General features: G+C 57.0%; 18 protein-coding genes. 4 read left to right on the top strand and 14 right to left on the bottom strand.

Annotated elements, in window-relative coordinates; translation table 11 throughout:
* Nucleotides 1-46: 46 nt before the first annotated feature.
* Together ACR0DL_RS05380 and ACR0DL_RS05375 are read left to right on the top strand one after the other, a co-directional pair.
* Nucleotides 47-2,656, top strand: coding sequence for a TRAP transporter permease (locus tag ACR0DL_RS05380; protein ID WP_480687960.1), 2,610 nt, complete (start codon nt 47-49; stop codon nt 2,654-2,656).
* Nucleotides 2,653-3,084 carry a universal stress protein gene (locus tag ACR0DL_RS05375; RefSeq protein ID WP_480687958.1) on the top strand — a complete coding sequence of 144 codons (432 nt, stop codon included), beginning with the start codon at nt 2,653-2,655 and terminating at the stop codon, nt 3,082-3,084. Before ACR0DL_RS05380 ends, ACR0DL_RS05375 begins: the two co-directional genes overlap by 4 nt.
* Here the strand turns inward: ACR0DL_RS05375 and ACR0DL_RS05370 are convergent.
* From ACR0DL_RS05370 to ACR0DL_RS05360, 3 genes are read right to left on the bottom strand one after another with little or no spacing between them, the layout of a single operon-like run.
* A complete protein-coding gene (locus ACR0DL_RS05370) occupies nt 3,081-4,121 on the bottom strand; it encodes a lipocalin-like domain-containing protein (protein WP_480687956.1) in 1,041 nt (346 codons plus the stop codon). The genes ACR0DL_RS05375 and ACR0DL_RS05370 overlap by 4 nt on opposite strands.
* Nucleotides 4,111-6,525: an ABC transporter permease gene (locus tag ACR0DL_RS05365; protein ID WP_170409972.1), complete on the bottom strand. Its 2,415-nt coding sequence runs from the start codon at nt 6,523-6,525 to the stop codon at nt 4,111-4,113. Before ACR0DL_RS05365 ends, ACR0DL_RS05370 begins: the two co-directional genes overlap by 11 nt.
* Nucleotides 6,522-7,169, bottom strand: coding sequence for an ABC transporter ATP-binding protein (locus tag ACR0DL_RS05360; protein ID WP_480687953.1), 648 nt, complete (start codon nt 7,167-7,169; stop codon nt 6,522-6,524). The genes ACR0DL_RS05365 and ACR0DL_RS05360 overlap by 4 nt, the downstream gene beginning before the upstream one ends.
* 151 nt (nt 7,170-7,320) lie before the next feature.
* On the opposite strand from ACR0DL_RS05360, the gene ACR0DL_RS05355 reads away from it, so the two are divergent.
* Complete coding sequence (locus ACR0DL_RS05355; RefSeq protein ID WP_170348790.1) at nt 7,321-7,755, top strand: ion channel; 435 nt, start codon at nt 7,321-7,323, stop codon at nt 7,753-7,755.
* On the opposite strand, the gene cls is transcribed toward ACR0DL_RS05355, so the two are convergent.
* The 3 genes from cls to ACR0DL_RS05340 all read right to left on the bottom strand — a co-directional run bounded on the left by cls (nt 7,752) and on the right by ACR0DL_RS05340 (nt 11,842).
* The gene (cls, locus tag ACR0DL_RS05350; RefSeq protein ID WP_480687951.1) at nt 7,752-9,164 is read right to left on the bottom strand and encodes a cardiolipin synthase; all 1,413 of its coding nucleotides are present in this window, start codon (nt 9,162-9,164) and stop codon (nt 7,752-7,754) included. The two genes, ACR0DL_RS05355 and cls, sit on opposite strands and share 4 nt — an antisense overlap.
* 23 nt (nt 9,165-9,187) lie before the next feature.
* Entirely contained in the window at nt 9,188-10,162 is a 975-nt protein-coding gene (locus tag ACR0DL_RS05345) for an HAD family hydrolase (RefSeq protein WP_480687949.1), read from the bottom strand.
* Between the two features lie 69 nt (nt 10,163-10,231).
* Nucleotides 10,232-11,842, bottom strand: a complete 1,611-nt coding sequence (locus ACR0DL_RS05340; RefSeq protein ID WP_174820415.1) for an arylsulfatase — start codon at nt 11,840-11,842, stop codon at nt 10,232-10,234.
* Nucleotides 11,843-12,061: 219 nt separating this feature from the next.
* Here ACR0DL_RS05340 and ACR0DL_RS05335 point away from each other — a divergent pair, with 219 nt between their 5' ends.
* Nucleotides 12,062-12,721: a Crp/Fnr family transcriptional regulator gene (locus ACR0DL_RS05335; RefSeq protein ID WP_254429480.1), complete on the top strand. Its 660-nt coding sequence runs from the start codon at nt 12,062-12,064 to the stop codon at nt 12,719-12,721.
* Between the two features lie 3 nt (nt 12,722-12,724).
* On the opposite strand, the gene ACR0DL_RS05330 is transcribed toward ACR0DL_RS05335, so the two are convergent.
* From ACR0DL_RS05330 to ACR0DL_RS05295, 8 genes are all read right to left on the bottom strand, one after another.
* Complete coding sequence (locus tag ACR0DL_RS05330) at nt 12,725-13,954, bottom strand: hypothetical protein (RefSeq protein WP_480687947.1); 1,230 nt, start codon at nt 13,952-13,954, stop codon at nt 12,725-12,727.
* Nucleotides 13,951-15,456, bottom strand: coding sequence for a VWA domain-containing protein (locus ACR0DL_RS05325; RefSeq protein ID WP_480687945.1), 1,506 nt, complete (start codon nt 15,454-15,456; stop codon nt 13,951-13,953). Before ACR0DL_RS05325 ends, ACR0DL_RS05330 begins: the two co-directional genes overlap by 4 nt.
* Complete coding sequence (locus ACR0DL_RS05320) at nt 15,453-16,436, bottom strand: vWA domain-containing protein (protein WP_480661859.1); 984 nt, start codon at nt 16,434-16,436, stop codon at nt 15,453-15,455. Before ACR0DL_RS05320 ends, ACR0DL_RS05325 begins: the two co-directional genes overlap by 4 nt.
* Nucleotides 16,433-16,909, bottom strand: a complete 477-nt coding sequence (locus tag ACR0DL_RS05315) for a DUF4381 domain-containing protein (RefSeq protein ID WP_480661861.1) — start codon at nt 16,907-16,909, stop codon at nt 16,433-16,435. Before ACR0DL_RS05315 ends, ACR0DL_RS05320 begins: the two co-directional genes overlap by 4 nt.
* Nucleotides 16,906-17,853 carry a DUF58 domain-containing protein gene (locus tag ACR0DL_RS05310; protein WP_480687943.1) on the bottom strand — a complete coding sequence of 316 codons (948 nt, stop codon included), beginning with the start codon at nt 17,851-17,853 and terminating at the stop codon, nt 16,906-16,908. The genes ACR0DL_RS05315 and ACR0DL_RS05310 overlap by 4 nt, the downstream gene beginning before the upstream one ends.
* A gap of 18 nt (nt 17,854-17,871) precedes the next feature.
* A complete protein-coding gene (locus ACR0DL_RS05305; protein ID WP_480687941.1) occupies nt 17,872-18,849 on the bottom strand; it encodes an AAA family ATPase in 978 nt (325 codons plus the stop codon).
* Nucleotides 18,850-18,968: 119 nt separating this feature from the next.
* Complete coding sequence (locus ACR0DL_RS05300) at nt 18,969-20,078, bottom strand: acetoin utilization protein AcuC (RefSeq protein WP_480687939.1); 1,110 nt, start codon at nt 20,076-20,078, stop codon at nt 18,969-18,971.
* 3 nt (nt 20,079-20,081) lie between these two features.
* Nucleotides 20,082-21,167 carry an AI-2E family transporter gene (locus tag ACR0DL_RS05295; protein WP_480687937.1) on the bottom strand — a complete coding sequence of 362 codons (1,086 nt, stop codon included), beginning with the start codon at nt 21,165-21,167 and terminating at the stop codon, nt 20,082-20,084.

The raw sequence follows: 21,167 nt of genomic DNA, 5'->3' as shown, positions 1-21,167 counted from the left end.
CGGGTGGTTCAAAAGGCCAAAAAGGCCGCGACGGGGAGACATTTGCATGAGTTCCGACACACAATCCAATCGTCCGCTATCCGAAGAAGAGCTGCAGGAACTTGTAGCCTCGTCCGATGCGGGTGGGCGTAATCCGGTCGGCAATGTCGGGATTTTTCTGGCCGTTGTGGCGGCGATCTGGTCGATTTTTCAGGTGCTTTTAGCATCTCCTATCGCCAACTATGTGTTGCCGGGCAGCGTCGTGAATAATGCACGTCAGTTTCATCTGGCCTTTGCCATGTTTCTGGCCTTTGCGGCCTATCCAGCGCTGAAGTCCAGCCCGCGTGACTATATCCCGGTTCAGGACTGGATAATGGGGGTCGCTGGCGCGTTTCTTGCGCTATACGGGTACTTCTTCTACGAAAAGATCGTCGATGCGGGCGGTCTTGCGGATGACACCGACAAGTGGGTCGCATTGGCCGGCCTGCTGCTGTTGTTCGAGGCCGCGCGCCGTGCGCTTGGGCCTGCAATGGCCATTATCGCGACGATCTTTCTGGCATATGTGTTCTTTGGCTCATCTGAATGGGTGCCCGAGGTTATCCGCTGGAAAGGCGCAAGCCTGAAAAAGGCCATGAGCCACATGTGGATCACGTCCGAGGGCGTGTTCGGCATCGCCTTGGGTGTTTCCACCAAATTCGTGTTTCTGTTCGTGCTGTTCGGCGCGTTGCTCGATAAGGCCGGGGCGGGGAACTACTTTATCAAGATGGCCTTTGGTGCCCTCGGCCACCTGCGTGGTGGCCCGGCCAAGGCAGCGGTCGTGGGCTCGGCGGCGACCGGCCTGATCTCGGGTTCGTCCATTGCCAACGTGGTTACCACCGGAACCTTCACTATCCCGCTGATGAAGCGCGTCGGGTTCAGCAGTGAACAGGCTGGATCGGTCGAGGTTGCATCCTCAGTGAACGGCCAGATCATGCCGCCTGTGATGGGCGCTGCGGCCTTCCTGATGGTGGAATATGTGGGCATTTCCTATGTCGAGGTGATTACCCACGCGTTCCTGCCAGCGGCGATTTCCTACATCGCGCTCGTCTATATCGTTCATCTTGAAGCGGTGAAGCGGAACATGCCCACATTGGGTGATCGCGACGTCCATCTGGCGCGCACTGTCGTTGGAATGTTGATGTTCTTCCTTGTGTTTGCGGGGCTTTGCTATGGCTCGCAATACCCGGTCGATGCGGTCACCAGCTGGGTGCCCTCGGCGGCCGGATTGGTCCTGAGCCTGATTGTCTGCGCAGTCTATGTGGTGCTGCTGTATCTGGCGGCTCAGGTGCCGGATCTGGAACCTGATGATCCGAATGCCAAAGAAGTAACGCTGCCGGTTATCGCCGATATCTATAAGGCCGGGCTGCACTATCTGCTGCCGATCATCGTTCTGGTTTATTTCCTGATGATCGAACAGAAATCGCCGGGTTTGTCAGCGTTTTGGGCCACCGCATTACTGTTCGTGATCCTGCTGACTCAAAAGCCCCTCAAGGCGTTGTTCCGAGGGCAGAGTAACCTGAACGCCAGCTTTATCGATGGTGTCGCCGACCTTTGGCAGGGCCTGATTGACGGCGCGCGCAACATGATCGGTATCGCCCTTGCTACCGCGACTGCAGGTGTCATCGTTGGCACGGTTACCCTGACTGGTGTCGGGCAGGTGATGGCCGATCTGGTCGAGTTCCTGTCGGGCGGCAACCTGATCCTGATGCTGGTGATGGTTGGTATCCTAAGCCTGATCCTGGGCATGGGCCTGCCGACCACGGCGAACTACATCGTTGTCAGCTCGCTGATGGCTGGTGTGGTTGTCGAACTAGGCGCGCAGAGCGGCCTGATCGTGCCGCTGATCGCCGTGCACCTGTTCGTTTTCTACTTTGGGATCATGGCGGATGTGACGCCTCCGGTCGGGCTGGCAAGCTTTGCGGCGGCGGCTGTGTCAGGCGGCGATGCGATCAAAACCGGTTTCACCGCGTTCTTCTACAGCCTGCGCACCGTGGCACTTCCGTTTGTGTTCATCTTCAATACGGACCTGCTGTTGATCGACGTCACCTGGGTTGAAGGGATAACCGTCGCGATATTCGCAACCATAGCCATCCTTGTTTTTACTGCGGGGACGATGGGTTATTTCGTGACGCACAGCCGTATTTACGAAAGCGTCGCGCTGATCTTCGTTGCATTTGCGCTGTTCCGGCCCGACTTCTTCATGGATCGGCTTTCACCGCCCTATGCGTCGATTGAACCGTCGGCATTCGTTGAAACGATCGGGCAAACGCCGCCGGGAACAGAAGTCCGCCTTGTTGTTAGCGGCCCTGATTTTGACACTCTGGAGATGACGGACACTACGGTCGTAGTGCCGGTTGGCAGCGAAGAGGGTGGCGCCGCGCGTGTGGACGCCATGGGCCTGATGCTGATCGAAGAGGACGGTCTGGTCAAACTGGACGAGCCGCTGTTTGGCACCCCGGTCGCGGATGAGTTGGATAACTTCGACTATTACGCGGATGACGCGGTGCGTCTGACCTCGGTCAGCCTGCCATCCAGTCAGCCGCCGAAGCAATTGATTTATATCCCGGCGATGATTCTGCTGGGGCTGATCGCTTTCCTTCAACGCGGCCGCGCCGCCAGACAAGAGGTGCCCGCATGACAAACTCTGTTCTTTGTGCCGTTGATATCAGCAATGGCGATCTGGACGTACATGTGTTGAAGACCGCGGCGTCTTTGGCCGATCAGGATAGCGCGCAGCTGGACGTGGTGACTGTACTGCCAGATTTCGGAGAAAGCTGGGTGTCCGGCTTTTTCCAACCGGATTTCCACGAAAAGGCGCTGGATGAGGCGCATACCAAACTGACCGATATGTGTACGGCAACTTTGGGTGCAGAGCGGAACGAGAGAATCCGCCACGTCGTCGCCACCGGAACAGCCTATCAGGAGATCTTGAAGACCGCTGAAAGCGCGAACAGCGATCTGATCGTGATCGGCGCACACAAACCGGACCTCAAGGACTATCTTCTGGGTCCGAACGCGGCGCGGGTCGTGCGGCATTCGACGGTCTCGGTTTACGTGGTGCGCTAGTATCCGGTCATTTCAAGGTAGCCGCGCCCAGAGTGGCTGCCTGAGACCCTTACGGGGCCTTCCCAGTATTCGAACCGCGTCGCCATCCAGGCATCGGGTGTGATCGCCGATACGTCGACCTGCAAATCGCGATCAGGCAATGTCACGCGCCACTGGATAGGCACGTCCCGACCAGCGACTCGTGCCGTATCCAGCGGTGTGAACGAAACGGAGCCATCGGGCAGGGGCGTAGCGGTGCCATCTGCTGTGATCCATGTGGCCGCTGTGAAATCTCCGCGCCCGCCGCGCAGGCGAAAGGCCATAAGCTTGTTGCCGTCATCAAAACTGAGCGAGAACCAATCCCACCCGCTTTGATCTGCGGCAAGCGGCTGGCTGGACCACTCACGATCCAACCAGCCCTGACCGGTGACCGCGACATCGCCGTCGGGCAGTCGCAGTACACCTTCGGCGTCATAGAAGGGTTGAGAATAGTAATAGCTGGCCTGCCTATCGGCGGACTTGACCGAGTATCCGTCCTCTCCGTGAAACACCAGTGGACCTTGGGCTGTCAGGGTTAGGTCATAGGAAAATTCGGCACCGCTCGCGGACAAGGACAAGGCACTGGGATCAGGCCCGCGCATATGCCATTCGTCGATCCAGGCCTCGAATGGTTCGGCAGTCACCCCAGCCTGACCGATGCCGCCACGCGACAGGCGTTCGGAAAAATAGTGCGCTTCCTCAGTCGTCACAGCAGCATGTCCCAACCACAGTTGAGGGCTTTGCCAACCTTCGGCCTCGGTCGGTTTCAGGGCGGATCGGAACAAGGTCCATTGAATGCCGTAATCGCGCCCGTCTTCTCCGGTCAGGTTGGCAGTCAGATACCACCACTCGATCCGAAAGGATGGGTGCGGGCCGTGATCCCGCGGAAATTCGAACTGGTAACCTGGTTTGGGGATGTCGAACCCGTCGGCTGACCCGCCCAGCCCGGCATAGCCTTGCGCGTGCAAGGCAGAGGGCAGTAATAGGACCAGGGCAAACAGCCAAGCTTTAACGTTCATTGGCAAATACCTTCAGCAGGTCGGCGGGTGGCAAACGCATCAAGCGCAATGCGGGCAGGGCTGCGGCGGCAAAGGCGGCAAGCAGGGTCAGCACAAACAGATAGACCCAATCGGCAGGAAACAGAAACATCGGCAGTCGCCAGCCAAAAGCCTGTACGTTGATCACCGCCAACAGCGCCCAGGCCAGAACTAACCCAAGTGGCAAGGCCAGCACGGCCGTCAACGCCGCCAGCAGCACACTGCGCAACACCTCTAGCCGTGCCAGTTGCGCGCGTGTCAGCCCCAACGCCCAAACCGGGGCAACCTGCGGCAGCCTCTGCGTCCACAAGGTCAGCAAACTGGTCAGGATGGCAAATCCCGCCACCCCCAGTGTCAGTACGTTCAGTGCGGAAGTCACCACAAAGGTCTTGTCAAAGATCGCCAGCGATTGCGCTTTCATGGCGGCCTGTTGCACGACGGCCCGCCGAGGCAGGTCAAACTGGTCTCGCAACGCCTGCGTTACTTCGGTGGCGCGCTCGGGTGCAAGGCGGATACCGAACCGGCGGGTGTCAGCCCCCGGAGCAATTTGGTCAAGCTGCGGCATTGATACGATCGCCTGACCGGTCGGATTGCCGTAGTCCGAATAAACACCTGCCACGGTCAGCGCATGCCCTGCATTCAGGGTCAGCGAATCCCCAGGCCACAAACCCGCACGGCGGGCGAGCTGTTCGTTGATTAAAACGGCCTCACCCGTCAGGACGCGATCCCAGACATCATCTGACGAGGCGATCAGAGGCCAGTGATCGCGGTAAGTCTGGTGGTCCACAATTCCGTATAAGAACAACGGCCCGGTCTCGTGGGTCAGTTCAACGCTGCGGATTGGCAACACGGTGTCCACCTGCGGGCCTAGCCATTGGGCAATCTGTTGACCTTGTTGGTTGTCAGTGGCTGTCACGTAAATCTCGGACGTCAGGCGTTGATCCAGCCAGCCAACAAAGGTGAGGCGAAAGCTGGAAACCATGGTTCCGACACCAATATTCGCGGCCAAAGCCAGCAGCAGTGCCATCAAAGCCAAAGACAGACCCGGCAATTGCGCCTGCATATCGGCCCAGACCCATTGTGCGATCGGCCCTCGGGCGCGCTGATGAAAAACCGACAGGGCGAGGGACAGAAGATAGGGCAGAGTCAGTGCCGCTCCGGTGAGAATGCCGCCGACCATCACAAACCCGGCAACCAACCCGCTAAAGGCAAACCCTATGCCAAAACCACCCACGATCAGGGCCAGACCGATCAGGCCCGCGCTGCGTTGTCCCAAGGCTGAACCACGCCAAGCTTGAACCCCGGAACCAGTCAGCAAGGGCATACGCGCCAATCGATACAAGGCGTGGCCACTGGCAAACATTGTGCCCGCCAATGCCATCGCCAGCCCCGCCAGCGCCCATCGCGGTTGCAAGGACATTTGCCCGTCGACAGGTGCGCCGTAAAGCCCGCGCAAAGTGGCCGCGACGTCAGGCAGCAGCGCTCCGGCGAGAAAGAACCCAAGGATCAGGCCCAAGGTGCCGCCGATCAGGGCCAACGCGGTCAATTCAGCCATGATCACCCAGATCAAACGCCGCATTGAGACACCCAGAGCCCGTAGGGTGCGGATCATCGCCCTCCGTTGCGCAAAGGCCAGCCCGACGGTGCCATGAACAATAAAAAGACCGACGGCAAAGGACAGCAGTCCAAATGCGGTCAGGTTCAGATGAAAACTATCCGTCAGACTGGCCGCATCCAACTGCGCCGAAGCTGCGATCCGTTCAAGTTCAGGCGCGATCTCGGATAGCGGAGGCACGCCAAGCGGCTGATCGGGCAGCACTATCAGGCGCGAGATCTGCCCGGATTTGTCCAGAAGTGTCTCGGCAGCGCCGATATCGGTCAAGATCAGATCAGGCGGAACCGTGTCAGAGGTTAGAATCGGCGGCAGACCGCTTTGCCCGCGCAGCACCTGTGCAAGATCAGGCGCAGCCAGCAAGCGGCCCGGTGCGGTCAACATGTCGGCCGGGTCGGGGGGCGTTTCGCTTTGCTCTATCTGGGTCACGGCGGGCAGGACCGGGTAGGCGACCATGTCAACGCCCATCACCTGTACCGTGCGTCCCGAAATCCGCAGGGGGCCTTCCAAAACAGCTGCCACTTGCCAACCTGCACGGCGCAGCGCGACATAACGCTCAACCAGGATCGGGCCGGACGGGTCGCGCAGCTCATCAAACAGACCCAGCGCAAGCTGATCATTGGCCTGTTGATAGCTGGCGCGCGCCTCGGCATTGATGGCCTGCACCGCCGACCACAACCCGGTCGCCAACGCGATGCCAATCAACAGCGTTGCCAGTTGCAGCCAGTGACGTCGCCAATGCGACAGCAATGCCTGTATGATTGCCCCAGTCATGCGATATGGCCACCGGTCAGATGCGCCCGCCGATCCAGACGCGCCGCGATGTCTGGCGAGTGCGTAACTAACAGTAAGGCGGCACCTGTCTCGGCAACTAGCGAAAGCATCAAATCCAGCACGGTCGCGCTGGCGGTTTCGTCCAGATTGCCGGTTGGCTCGTCCGCCAGCAACAATTTAGGCCGGGGGGCCATAGCGCGACCGATGGCGACGCGCTGTTGTTGACCGCCTGACAGGTTTTCAGGATAGCGCGTCAGCAAGTCGTACAAACCGAGCCGTTCAGCCAGTTGCGCGGTCCAGTCGGTGTCTTCACGGTTCGCCAATCGGGCGTGAAATGAGAGGTTCTGAGCGACCGTCAGCGATGGTATCAGATTGAATTGCTGAAACACCAACGACACGCTCTCACGGCGCAATGCGGCCCGACCACGGTCATCCAGCGAAGAAAGGGCGGTGCCGTCCAGCGTAATCTCGCCGCCGTCAAAGCTGTCCAAAGCGGCAGCAAGGTTCAAAAGCGTGCTTTTGCCACTGCCGCTTTCACCGGTCAGAGCCAGCGTCTGACCTTGATCCAGCGTAAGCGACACATCCCGCAACACCGGCCGCCCGCCGGGATAGGATTTCTGGACCTTGTCGATATTCAGCAGCATGCAAACCCCTTGGACAGTGCCTGTCACAATGTGCAACGCCACCCCACAGAGTCCAGCGTCCGGACGCAATCTTTTGCGATTGTCACAGCCTTGTTCTTTTTTGGTTAAGTCGCCATTGTGTCAGAACTTCTCCGGGCCGGGATACGAGTTTATGACACTAGCGCAGCAGATTGTTTGGGGCAGTATCTATCTGGGGATTTGCTTCCTAATCGAAATCATCCTTTTGACGTGGTGTACGCAGGTCATCCGGCACGCGGTACCCCGGCTTGAGAACACGAAACGGTTTCTTGCCATCGCCGGTCCCATCTGTATCGCGCTAGCATTCATCGTTGCAATTCACACGTTTCAAGTCTGGTTGTGGGCGATCGTCTGGGTGTTGGGGGATGTTCTGCCTGACTGGAATTCGGCCTTGTATTTCTCGTTGGTGACTTTCACTACCCTGGGGTATGGCGACATTGTGTTGGGTGAACCGTTGCGCATATTCGGCGCGTTTGCTTCGGTCACAGGTTTGCTGGCGTTTGGCCTGTCGACGGCCTTTATGGTTGCCCTGATGACCCAGGTTTTCAAAGAAGAGCTGATGTCCTAGAGGATAGGCGCGAACAAGCGCGCAAGTGGTGAGCCGAACCGGATATAGCCGGGTTGTTCGGGCAGTTTGCGGGTCAATTCATAACTGTTTTCAAAATCGTCGCGCAGCATTTTGTCCACTGCCTCAGCCGCGCGTTGGTCGAAAAACAGTGCCATGGCTTCGAAATTCAGCCGGAATGATCGGTTGTCCAGATTGGTCGTTCCCACAGCAGCCAGCGTGTCATCGACCACGAATGCCTTTTGATGCATGAACCCTTCGGTATACCGAAACACCCGAGCACCGCAGTCGCGGATTTCGTCGAAATAAGCGAAGGCAGCCAGCCAGGGCAGGCGGTGGTCAATCACCTCAGGTACAAGGATGCGCACATCGACACCTCGAAGAGCAGCGTGCTGTAAGGCCGTCATGACGTCGATATCAGGCACAAAATAGGGTGAGGCGATCCATATCCTTTCCTTGGCTGCAGTGATGGCCGAGAAAAACATCATCGCACCAGTTTCCGTTTCGTCCCCCGGACCGGTGGCGACCAGCAGGGCATTCATGTCCTGTTCGGATTCTGATCCGGCCCAGTTGAGCTGATCAATCAGATCTTCTTCGTGGGCCCAGTGCCAATCCTCGACAAAGATCAACTGTAATTGACGGACGATATGGCCGGTCATTTTCAGATGTGTGTCGCGCCAATGGCCGAAATGTTTGCTCTGGCCCAGATACTCGACCCCTACGTTGTGACCACCAATAAAGCCCGTTTCACCATCAATGATTACGGTCTTGCGGTGGTTTCGATAGTTCAGCTGAAAGCGATATTGCGGTCCGCGCCGGTCGCGCGGGTTGGCAATCTCGATCCCAGCGGCGCGCAAGGTGTCAAGGTAGGCGGTCGGCAGACCATAACTGCCCACGGAATCGGTCATAAAGCGGACCGAGACACCACGCTCGGCTGCGGCAATCAGTTTGGACTGCAACTGTTTGCCCAGGTCGTCATCGCGGACAATGTAGAACTGGATCAGGATATAACTTTGCGCGGCTTCGATTGCCTCGAAAATGGCATCGAACGTGGCCTTGCCGTCGATCAGCAAATTGGCACCGTTTCCACGCGATACTGGCAGATGCGCCAAAACCTCGAATGGCCGTGCGTTGAACGGCATCGAGCCGGGCTCGGGCATTGAAAAATCTGCAAAGCTTTTGATGCCTTCAACGACGCGTTCGCTGTGTTTTCGCGCAATGCGATACCCGCGAAATCGGTGGTGGCCCAAAAACAAATACATGGGTGCGCCGAGCATCGGGGCTGAGATCAGAAACACCACCCAGCCAACCGCGCCCTGCGGTGTTCGGGCGGTCTGCGCCGCCCGTATGGCAAAGACCACAGCCGTCACGTACAGGACGAGGACGGCAGCGGAAACAAGTAATGTCCACATGAGGTTATCGTTCTCTGAGTGCCTTATTCCGACCCAGTGTAGATGCGATTCCAGTCTTGCGCCATATCCACGATGACCCAGCCCATATCGGGGCCTTTGTCCAACCCGTCGACCAGTTTTCCGATCGGGCTTTCACGGTCATACGCCCATTCTCTTTCAGCGTCGGTGTGATGGATCAGGACGCCCAAACGCGGTCCGTGCCCGGCGGTTGTCCACTCGAGCATGGCAAAGTCCCCGTCCGAATTTCCACCGGCCAGAATGGGGCGCCTGCCAAGGGTGCGTTCGATATTGATCGGCTTGCCTTCCTTGTCGTCTATAAAAGCAATGCCGGGGGCCTTGATGATCGTGGGTTTGCCTTCGGCCGTTTCATAAGTGGTGGCAGTATAGGTGCCCAGTACCTGCTCTGGCGGCACGCCATATGCGTCCTCGGCAAACACGCGCATGAAATGCAGTCCGCCGCCCGAAACGATGTAAGTGCGGAACCCTTCATCCCTGAGATAGCGTAGCAGTTCCACCATTGGCTGATAAGTCATCTGGTCATAGGGCAGCCCGGTATCGGGGTGACGCGCGGTGTCCAGCCATTTTGTGACCGAGGCCTGAAACTCTTCGACGCTGACCCCGGAATGCGAGGCATTCAGGACTTCGATCAAGGCCTCATGGCCGCCTTCCGCGATGGCCTCCATATCCCCCTTGGCCGCAGCTTCCAGCGTTGGGCTGGTCAGGATCGAAGGATCAGCCGCGGCCATTTCGGCAAGGCGGTCCATGGCGAAGGTCAGTTGGAAATACACCGGCTGTTCCGCCCAAAGCGTCCCGTCATTATCGAACACGGCGATCCGGTCTGCTGGTGTCACGTAATCAGGATTGCCCGGATCGGTGACGGCGTCAACAAAAGCAAGAATCTGATCTTTCGACGCAGAGGTTCCCCAACTGGGCAGCGGGTCGGCCAGGGCAATCGACGGGGCCATGAAAACGGCAGCAGCGAGAAGGGCGGTCTTCATGAGAAATTCCTTTTTCTTCAACGTGAAAAGGGCCGCCGTTGAACCGGCGACCCTAAGCTTGCGAGGGGCTTAGTTGTTGGTCGGCGTGACCAGTTTCTCCATCACCTGATCCAGATTAAAGCTTGCCGCTTTCTGGCGTGGCGGGAACTCCTGGAAGGTTTCCAAGAAAGACCCGACATATTGCTGTGCTGGCACCAGGAAATAAGCCCGGTCCAACAGCCAGTCATAGTAGGTGTTGGAGGTCCGATACGCGCGCTCATACGGATCACGACGCAGGTTCACGATCAGAGGAATACGCAGTTCGGTCCAGGGCTCGATCCAGGCGCGCAGGGTGGCCCATGCCTTCTGCTCTAGGAAGATCAGCTTCCAATCGTCAAAACGCAGCGCGGTCAGGTCACCGTCATCCGAGAAATAGAAAATTTCACGTCGGGGGCTTTCCGTGGCCTCACCAGTCAGCAAAGGCAGGATGTTGTAGCCGTCCAGATGCACCTTGTAATCTCGGCCCATGCCGGAGGAGCTATAGCCAGCCTTCAGCTTTTCCTTGATCTCTGGATCACCAGCGACGGCCAGATAGGTCGGCAGCCAGTCCATGTGATGCACGATCTCATTGGTGACCGAACCAGCTTCGATCTGGCCGGGCCAGCGCACCATCGATGGAACGCGCCATCCGCCTTCCCAGTTGGTGTTCTTTTCGCCCCAGAACGGTGTCATGGCAGCATCCGGCCATGTGTTCATGTGCGGTCCGTTGTCGGTGGAATAGTGGACGATCGTGTTGTCTGCGATTCCAAGCTCATCCAGCAGGTCCAGCAACTGCCCTACATGCATGTCATGTTCAATCATGCCCGCAGTGTATTCGTCTGCAACGCCACCAATGATATCGTTCGCTTGCGCGCGCATCTCATCCTTGACGTGGGTGCGGAAATGCATCCGAGTGCCGTTCCACCAGACATAGAAGGGCTGGCCTTGCTCATGGGCTCGCTTGATGAAGTCAATTGCAGCGGCAACGGTCTCTTCGTCTACCGTCTCCATGCGCTTGCGGGTCAGGGGGCCGGTGTCTTCTATGGTGCCGTCCGCCTTGGATTTGATTACACCGCGCGGGCCATACGCTTCGCGGAAGGTGCGCCCATCGGCCAGAACCGCGTCGCCGGGATAGTCTTCATTTTCCGGTTCTTCCTCGGCATTCAGGTGATACAGGTTTCCGAAAAATTCATCAAATCCGTGATTTGTCGGAAGATGCTCATCCTTGTCACCCAGGTGGTTTTTACCAAATTGACCAGTGGCATAGCCGTGGTCCTTCAACAAGCCCGCGATGGTTGGATCTTCGACCTGCATACCCAGATCGGCACCCGGCAATCCAACCTTGGACAACCCGGTCCGGAATACTGATTGCCCCATGATATAGGATGACCGGCCCGCGGTGCAGGATTGCTCGCCATAATAGTCGGTGAAGATCATCCCTTCCTTGGCGACGCGATCGATATTGGGCGTCTGATACCCCATTAAACCCATCGTGTAGGCCGAAATATTGGACTGTCCAATATCGTCCCCCCAGATGACCAGGATGTTGGGTTTCTGTTCCTGCGCCCAGGCGGGAATTGCCAACGCAACGGCGAATGTAGCCACAGCAACCCGGCGCAAGCCTCTGCGCCAACTGTATGCAATCGAACGTGGTGGTGACATGATGTACTCCTGATTTGAAAGGGTCGAAAAAACCCGGAGGTGAAAATTAGTTGGAGGCTGGCTGTTTCAGCCAATAAGCTGCCAAGAAATGGTCGATTTCTGAACGGCGTTACATCACCCGTAGGGGAATCGAGCGTGCTCAGGTTAGGCGATCAATGAGATTGAAAACTCATCATATGATGATATTGAAAAATTCTAATGTTTGACAAAGCGAATAATATGAAACTCTTGCAGGGCGGAGGCTGGTTCAGCAAACGTTCCGCCGCATTTCAGCGTGATTTGTTGGAGTGCGGGGTCCCGAAAACCTATGAAGCCTGGGAAACGCTGTATCACCATGGCGATCCGTCCAACGGGGTCTTTGCTGTCCTCAGCGGTGGCGTGCAGATCACCGCTCCGGCGGATGACGGGCAGGAATTCGTTCTGCATCGCGAAGGCGCGGGGTTTTGGGTCGGGGATCTGGCGTTGTTTGCGGATGAACCGCGTCTGATTAGTGTCGTAACGACGCAAGAGACGCACGCGTTGTACTTCCCAAATGGTCGCGTGACCAAGTTGGTTCAGTCCAAGCCTGACTACGTTCGGGACTTTTACGCGCTGACCCACGAGAATATGCAGACCGCCCTTCGGATCATGGCAAACCTGGCGGTCACGGGCAGCGAAAAGAGGTTAGTTCTCAGGCTGCTGCATCTGGATGAAGGCACCTCGAAATGTGATGGATGGATCGTCGTGTCACAGGAAGAATTGGCCGAGATGATCGCTGTGTCACAACCTACTTTGCATCGCAGCCTACACCGCCTTGCTGATTTGGACTTGATCGAACTCGGCTATGGACGGGTGCGGTTGAAGAACAGACAGGCGCTGATCGCGAACTGCCAGACCTAAGCGTTAAGGATTCAGCGGTGGAAGCGGTTGAGCCTGCGATTGTGGTGTTTCTGCAAGTTCCTTCATGGCCGAAATTGCAGCAGACCAATCCGGTGTTTTCTGATTGGTATCAGATGCATACCGTGCACAGCCAATCCTTGCCAACTGTGCCTCAAGTTCCCGATACCCTTGTGGATCACTGCTGCGGGTTTTCCAGGTTTCCAGCGCTGAATAAGCTGCGGACAAATCATGGGCCTTTAGCGCGCGTTGCAATTCCGCCAGAGCAAATGCAGGCGATGCGCGATATGCTTGGTGCCGCGCGTCTTTCCAAGTGCGAAAGCGCGGTGCGCCCCAACGCAAAGACGCCCAAATAACAATTGCCGCCAATCCCAACCAAAGCGCATATTCAACCATCCTGTCCGTCGTCAGAGGGTTCGACCTGGGCGCGGTGAGCGTCAGATCCACACCCGGTACTTCCACGGTTTCGACCGCGTCAGTTGACAGATTGAACCACTGAAAAGACACGGGCGGCAGCTGCGCTTGGCCGCCATCTTGGGCAAGGTACACTACCTCTTCGACCCGTTGGCCGGACAGAATACCTCGATCCTCGGTTTCAGTTAAGCGTGGTTCCTTGGGGTAAGGGCGCAGCAGAGGTTCTTGATATTCAAGAATAAGTTTCGGAATAAGGATCGGGCTGGTGCCGGTGATACGTGCTGTTAACCGCCGTGTAATTGCATCTCCGGCCTGCATCTCAGTCACGCCCTCAACCTCTTGCTCCAATTCAAAACCCGTCGCGATAATCAGAGGGTTCAGGTTGGCTGCACCGTCTGGGACAACAGCATTGATTGCGATCGGTGAAAGCGGGACCGAGACTTGTATTGGAGCATTCGTTTCAGGGTCGGCAAACGTCACCTTCATGTCGGTGACGCCAAGGCTGATTTGCCCGGCAAGCAGAGGGTAAATGCGATAGCTGCGCTGAACCCCGGACCATGTTTCACCGTTCACGGGCTCACTGACGGGACCTGATGCGCGTTCAGGAAGCCGGACCAACAGGTTTTCCTGTTCCAATGACGGGAAGACGGGAGGAGACGGCATGAACGTAGGAACCAGTACCTTGATGCGCACGATCGCCGGTTGCCCCACGATCACGTCTTCGGTCGGCGTCTCCACCGTCACTTGAGGTTGGATTGCAGTTGTTCCTTGCGAAAGCACTGCGTTGGGTAACAAAAGCAGCAGGAGGAGAAGGCGCTTCATTGCGTTCGCTCCTGATTTTCCAGCAAGAACCGATTGCGCAGAAAGTCCTGCATGTCTGTGTCGATGGCGCTGATCCATTGATCCGCGGAAAGGGGCTGGCTGCCGTCGGTTTGGGCTTGAATGGTTGTGTTTTCGCCCCGACCTGCGTCGTTGTCGAATACGGTGTCATCCGCGCCGATACCTGCCTCTTCACCGGTATCAGATTGTTCGCGAGTGGTTTCAACATAGTCCAAAATGGCTGTGGCAACTTCAAGATTATGTTGCGCATCCGGCCAGTTAGGGCGACGCTCTAATGCAGTTTCAAAGGCCGAAATAGCTGGTCTGTATTCCCGGTTTCGGATGCGTGCCATTCCCTCGGCGAAGGCTGCTTCAGGTGTTTTAAGTTCCGCAAAGATCGCCGCGGCCTCGGGGTATTGGCCTGTTTTTAGACGAGCGTAGCCTTCGTGATATGGGTCTTCGAACAACTCTGCCGCATCAGCAAAGCGCTTTTGGTTCATGGCGATCTGGCCCTGTTGGTCGGGCGTCAGGAACCAATCGCGCCATCCGTCGGCATTGGCCGGGCCAGACGGTTGAACAAGGAATAGCCCCAGCATGGCCCACCGAATGACCCAACCCCGCCTGAACCAAAGAAGGGACAACAGCGCAGCTGGCCAGGCCAGAATCCACCCTCGGTCTTGCCAATCAAGCCGGTCCTCGTCATCCAGAGCATCGACATAAGCTGTCTGTATTTGCCTCAGCAGTCGCGTGACATCCCGGTCATCAGTTGAAAACGGGACCACTTCGGCGTTTTTCAGGGTGTTGAGCTGAACGATTTCCTGGCTGTCAGGCAGCATTGTCAGAAAAAAAATCTGCGATGACGCGGTTTCGAACTCTGGAATCTGCGAGGGGTCTAGATCATCCAGAACAAACAGCACTGCGCCTGGTGTCTGACTTTCATCCAAGATGCTTTGCGCCAGTACTAAAGCGTCTCCTGCGGCATCTCCGGACTTTGGCATCACGGCAGGGGTCAGGCCCTCCAGCAATGGACGCAAGATGTTCGCATCCTCGGTCAGGGGTGCAACCCGGTGCGATGAGCCTGCATAGGCAATCAAAGCGGTCTGTGCGCCAGCCCGTGCGTTGATGATATCGGTGATCTTGAATTTCGCCCGTTGCAGGCGCGACGGGGTCAGATCGGTATCCTCCATGCTATCGGTAACTTTCAAGGCAATCACCAGGGGGGCCGTATCCGCGATCAGGGGGTTGGCCGCCCGCGTCCAGGTCGGACCAGCAGCGGCCAGCGTGAGTAGAACGGCGACGGTCATGGCAACGTCGATCGGATAGATCCGGCGGTTTGCTTCGGCACCTAACAAAAGTGCTTTAGCCAAATGAGGAGCTATACCAGCAGGCAGGTCAGATAGCCCTTTGCGTTTCGGGCGGATCGCCCACCACAGCCCTGCAATTGGGATTAGGAACAGAAGGTAAATTATTCTGATAAAATGAAATTCAGTCACAGCGTCGATCATGTCGCTCTCCTGTGACGATGTGCGAAATGAAAGCCGGTCGAACTGCAAAGAAAAACGATCAGCGCCATCAGCAACGGGTAATGCGTCAGGCTTTCGCGTGGGCGGTAGCTTTGGGTTTCGACAATTCTGGGGTTTTGCTCATCAATTCGTTGGTATGTGTCGCTCAGCGCGGCCTGATCGTTGGCAAAGAAATACTGGCCACCAGTACGATCCGCGATGGCTTGCAGCGCTTCCAGATCCACACGGTCTTCGCCAGTGGCGTCAGGATCACCAACGCCGATGGTATAAATGACCACACCTTTATCCGCTGCGATGGCTGCAGCGTTGGCGGGCGTCATGCGGCTGGACGTATCCGCGCCGTCGCTGAGTACAATCATCAAACGCTGATCTACCTCGCTTGAGTCAAAGATACGTATTCCAAGCCCGATCGCATCACCCAAAGCCGTATTCGGACCCGCCATGCCGACTTGAGTTTGATCCAGGAACCCATTCAAACTATTAAGATCTTCGGTAAATGGTGCCTGTACGAAGGCGCGGGTACCAAAGATAATAAGCGCCATCCGGTCACCCTGACGCTCGGCAATAAATGCGCGCAACACGTCTTTGACAGCAGCAAGGCGCTGCTTGGGCGTTCCATCTGTGGATTGGAAGTCGCGTTGATCCATCGACCCTGAGATGTCGAGAGCCAACACAACGTCCCGCGCAGATTTTTCGACGACAATAGGATCAGCCAGTTTTTCAGGACGAGCAAGGGCTGTAACAAGCAGCAGCCAGATCAAGGTGGCCACGAATGCTTGCAGCATTGACCGCTGTGAGATCATAGACCCCGATTGCGGATCAGCCCCTGCAGCCTTGGCGACATGGCGGAAAAACGGGATGCGAATTGCGCTGGTTTGTTCGCGATGCGGTGGAACAAACCAATAGACCAACAGCGGCAAGGGCAATATCAGAAAAACCCAGGGCGCGGCGAATGAAATCATCTGCGCCCTCCTTCAGGTTTGTGGCTTTGTATCCAGACCCGTGCCATATGTGACAGTTCCGGACTTGATGGGCTTATTCTGTAGGGCCCTTCGAGTAGTAGGCGAGATGTCGGAGAGGAAACTGGCATTTTTTCAGCAGTTTGCTGTAGAAAGTTTAGCCACTCTTGCCCATGCAAACTGGCAACCTTCGCGCGTGGATATGCAACAAGTGCCGTACGGCGTAAAATCTCTGCGACTTTTGCAGGGTCATCGTTCGCGGCTTGTAGATCGGCAAGTGCGGCGTGTCGGTATGCGTTGGATCGCTGATGTCCGCGAAACAAATGAAGTCCCACAACAATGACTGCCACTACAACGACTGCAAGAGCCAGCCAACCCCAGGTCTGCGGTGTCATTGGAATTGGCTCGGGCGCAGGTGCGGGCACCAGCATGTCGAGCAGTTCGACGAGGGATTTGCCGTCCACATCGACGCTCATGTCCGTCCTCCGGGATGGCCGAACAATTTCAGCAATTGATCAAGGGCCGGCTCGGACGTTGTCAGCGGGACAATCGGGAAGCCATAGCGCCGTGACCAGTGTTGCAATTGCGCCAACCTATTATCCATTGCAGCCTTGATACGGCTGGACAGGTCCGGGTCGGAACTGTCGAGCTCGATTTGTTTCGTCCCATCCGAAACCGTCATCTTCAAGCCTGCGGTCAGTTGATGCGCACTAGGGTCGGAAATATTGAACAGAATAAGGTCGTTGGATTGCGCTAAGCGGCTCAGCAGGCGTTCTGATGCCCTGTCCAGACCATCGAAATCCGAAAACACACAGATCAACGCGTTGGTATGTGCAATACCGACTGCCTGTCTCAGCACGTCATTCAGCGCGATGGTCGGTTTGGGACGCAAGGACGCGTTCAAATCGCCATTCAACGCAGCGACCGACGATAAGAACCGCGTTAAGGCAGCGGCGCGGCGTTGCGGGCGGTGTTCGGCCAGATCAGTGTCGCCGAAGACGATGCCGCCGACACGGTCACCTTGCGACAGGACGCGATGGGCCGCAATCGCGGCGGCCTCGGCGGCGATGACTGATTTCATATACACTTCGGTACCGAAAAACATCGAAACGCGTTGATCGACCAGCAGCAGGGCAGGGCGATCTCGTTCTTCGGTATAGACCCTAACATGAGGTTTTCCGGTGCGCGCCGTCACTTTCCAATCGATAGTCCGTATGTCATCGTCAGGGAGATAGCCGCGCAGTTCTTCGAAATTCAGACCGCGCCCTCGCAGCCGCGACGCATGGCGGCCATTCAGGATCGAACGCGCGGGTTGTTTCGGCAAAAGGCTGAGCGCGCGCGACTTCGCGCCAAGCCGCAACAGGTGTTGGGTATCCACATGAATGCGTGGGTCATTAGGATAGGTGGCGGTCTGGGCCACGAACTTCTCTCCGATCAATCAGGGCAGCGCCACTAGGCGCAGGATTTCCGTTATCACGTCATCCGGTGTTTTGGCGCTTCCTTGCGCTTCAAAGCTAAGCGTGATGCGGTGGCGGAACACATCGTAGGCAACGGCGCGAATATCCGCGGGGTCCACATAATCGCGTTCATTCATCCAGGCATGCGCGCGTCCGCACTTGTCCAGCGCAAGCGAGGCGCGCGGACTGGCGCCAATTTCAATCCAACTGGCCAACTCATCGCTGAACTTCTCGGGTGTGCGGGTCGCCTGCACCAAATCAGCCATGTATCGATCCATTGCGTCGGACACATGAATTTGCCCTATCTCGAGCCGTGCCTGAAAAACGGCGTCTTGCGGGATCGGCGTTCGGGTCTTTCTGAAAACGCCGGTCCCGGCGGCGACCTCTTCACCGCGCACCAGCCGTATAACCTCTACCTCGTCTTCGACCGGGGGGTAGGTGATCTGAACGTGCATAAGGAACCGATCCATCTGCGCTTCGGGCAGGGGATAAGTGCCCTCTTGCTCAATCGGGTTTTGCGTAGCCATCACGATGAACAAAGGCTCCATTTTGTGTGTGGTGCCTGAAACGGTGACTTGCCGTTCCTCCATCGCCTCCAACAGCGCGGCTTGGACTTTGGCAGGCGCGCGGTTAATTTCATCGGCCAGCACGATGTTGGCAAAGATCGGGCCAGGATCGAACCGGAACGTGCCGCCGTCACTGGTTTGTTGGAATACTTCGGTGCCGGTTACGTCGGATGGCAGCAGATCTGGTGTGAATTGTATCCGGCTGAAATCTGCATCAAGATTGCGCGCCATGGCTTTGACAGCACGAGTTTTTGCCAGACCCGGCAGACCTTCGATCAATAGGTTTCCGTTCGCCAGCAATCCAATTAGCAGCCGGTCAATTACCTCGACCTGCCCGATAATTGACTTCCCCATGCGGGCTTTGAGATCATTTATCTGATTAAGTGCATTCATTTATTTGGTCCAATCGTGGCCAGATGTCAGAAAAAGACATAACAGGGCTGCGCCGAAGCGGAATGGTCAGGAATATTTAATAATGATCGAAGGTTAGCAGCGTTATCGCCACCAATCCACTATGAAATCCGGGCCGCTAATTGTTGCAGGTCGTTCTGCAATTCGGGGCGAATATCGCCGTAGTTCGGCGTGTCGCACAAGGTTTCGAACCAGTGTCGCGGAGGGCGTTTGCCAGCCGCGCGGCTCCAGGTCAGGTCACCCAGCACCGATCGCGCTGTGGCATTCAGTGTCTCGGGTATGTCGATCTTGTTCAGGGTCGCCCAAACGCCGCTCCACAGCCGTGCGACGGACCAGGGGTTATATCCGCCACCGCCCAGGACCAACAGTCGGGGCGCCATTTCGCGCAGGTTGGCAACAGCCCGCCAGTGGGCGTTGTTCGTTAAAGTCAGACGCGACAGCGGGTCCTCGGCCACGGCATCCGCGCCGCATTGCATTACGATGGCCTGTGGTCGAAATGATGCGGTCGCAGGTAGGATAAGTTGATCAAGAATGGCATCGAATTCGTCATCATTGAGGTTTCGCCCAACTGGAAGGTTGAACGCGGCCCCACCTGCATCGTCGGTCAAAGTTCCGCTGAACGGCCAACGCCGCGCTTCGTGAACCGAGATCATGCGAACCTTAGTTGAACCGCGAAAGGCGGCCTCGACCCCGTCGCAATGATGCGCATCGATATCAACATAGACGATCCGGTCGAGGCCGTTCTTCAGCAAGGTCAGGATCGCCAAAACCGGGTCGTTCAGATAACAAAACCCGTTGGCGCGGTTCGGCAGGCCGTGATGTGTGCCGCCGGCCGGGCTGTAGACGATGCCTCCATCACGGATCAGCTCTGCGCCCAACATTGACCCGCCAGCCGCAGTGGCGGGACGTCTATACATCTCTGTGAATACTGGGTTCGACAATGTGCCCAGCGCGTATTTCGCCCGCGTTTCATCCGATACGGCCTGATCCCGCTCAGCCTGTTGCAACGCTTCGATATAATCGGGTGTATGAAATGCGTGAAGTGCAGCAGGTTTTGCGCACGGGCTGACGCGATAGTTCGAACTCGTTAACCACCCTAGCGCCCGGCACAGATCCATGACGGTAGACACGCGCGGAATGGCCAGCGGGTGTTTTGAACCATAGGTCGAGCTGCGATAGATCTCGGATCCGATGAACAGAGGCGCAGGCATCGTCTAGCTAGCGACACCATGGCGGATGTCTTCCCCCAGCCTTCCGTCCAGAGACATCAGGATCGCAATCGGACGCAGGGCCGGAATATGGCTAAAGACGATCAGGATACAAACGGTGAGCGGCACGCTGAGGAACGCCCCGATCAAACCCCAGATCGTGGTCCAGAACATCAGCGCCAGAATGACCAGAAAGGTGGACATGTTCAGCGAACGTCCCAGCAGCGCGGGGTCCAGAAAGTTGCCGATCAGGAATTGAAGCGTGCCGCAGCCCAAGATGATCATCAGGAATGGTCCGATGCTTTCAAACTGCACTAACGCGATCAGGGATGGGAAGATCACCGCGATGATCGAGCCGATGGACGGGATGAAGTTCAGCGCGAAGGTTAGGACGGCCCAGGTCTCGGCGAATTCCAGTCCAAGTATCTTGAAGACTGAGTAGCTGATGCTTGCTGTGATCAGGCTGATCAGTGTTTTCACCCCGACATAGCGTTGCAGGCTGAATGAGATCGCATCCAGAATGGCAGCGAATTCGATACCCGTTTTGGGATCGCCCGCGGCCAGTTGAATCTTTTTGCGAAAGGCCAATCGTTCGGCCATCAAGAAGGCGACATATAGGCTGATCAGGAAAAACTGGTTCAGCAGGGATGTAGCGCTGCCCAACAGAACGCGCGCGATATAAGACATGTCGATGTTGATCAGGTTGTCGCGGATAAATGTGGTCACGTCATTGCCAACCCAACCGGTGACGCGGTTGACCGTCTCGTCGAATTGGTTTTCGTAAGTGCCGATCGTGCGGGCGAATTGGGTGGCCTGACTGCCCAAAATATACATGATCACGAACAACCCGGCCAAAACGACGGTGACACCGGCCACATTGGCCAACCACACCGGCATGCGGGTCAGGGCGATGATCCGGTCGCTCAGTGCGATGATCAGGACATTGACCAGCAAGGCCATTGTCAGCGGGATCAGAAACGCGGAACCAGCGTATAGCCCCAGCACCAGCAGCGTTGCCACAATCGACACGTCGCGCACAACGGAAAGCTTCAGCTTTGTCGGTGTTGCGGTTTCGTCATTGTCCAGTGTCAT

This window comes from Ruegeria sp. BB5, from assembly GCF_056539405.1.
This window is presented reverse-complemented; position numbering and strand designations above follow the sequence as displayed.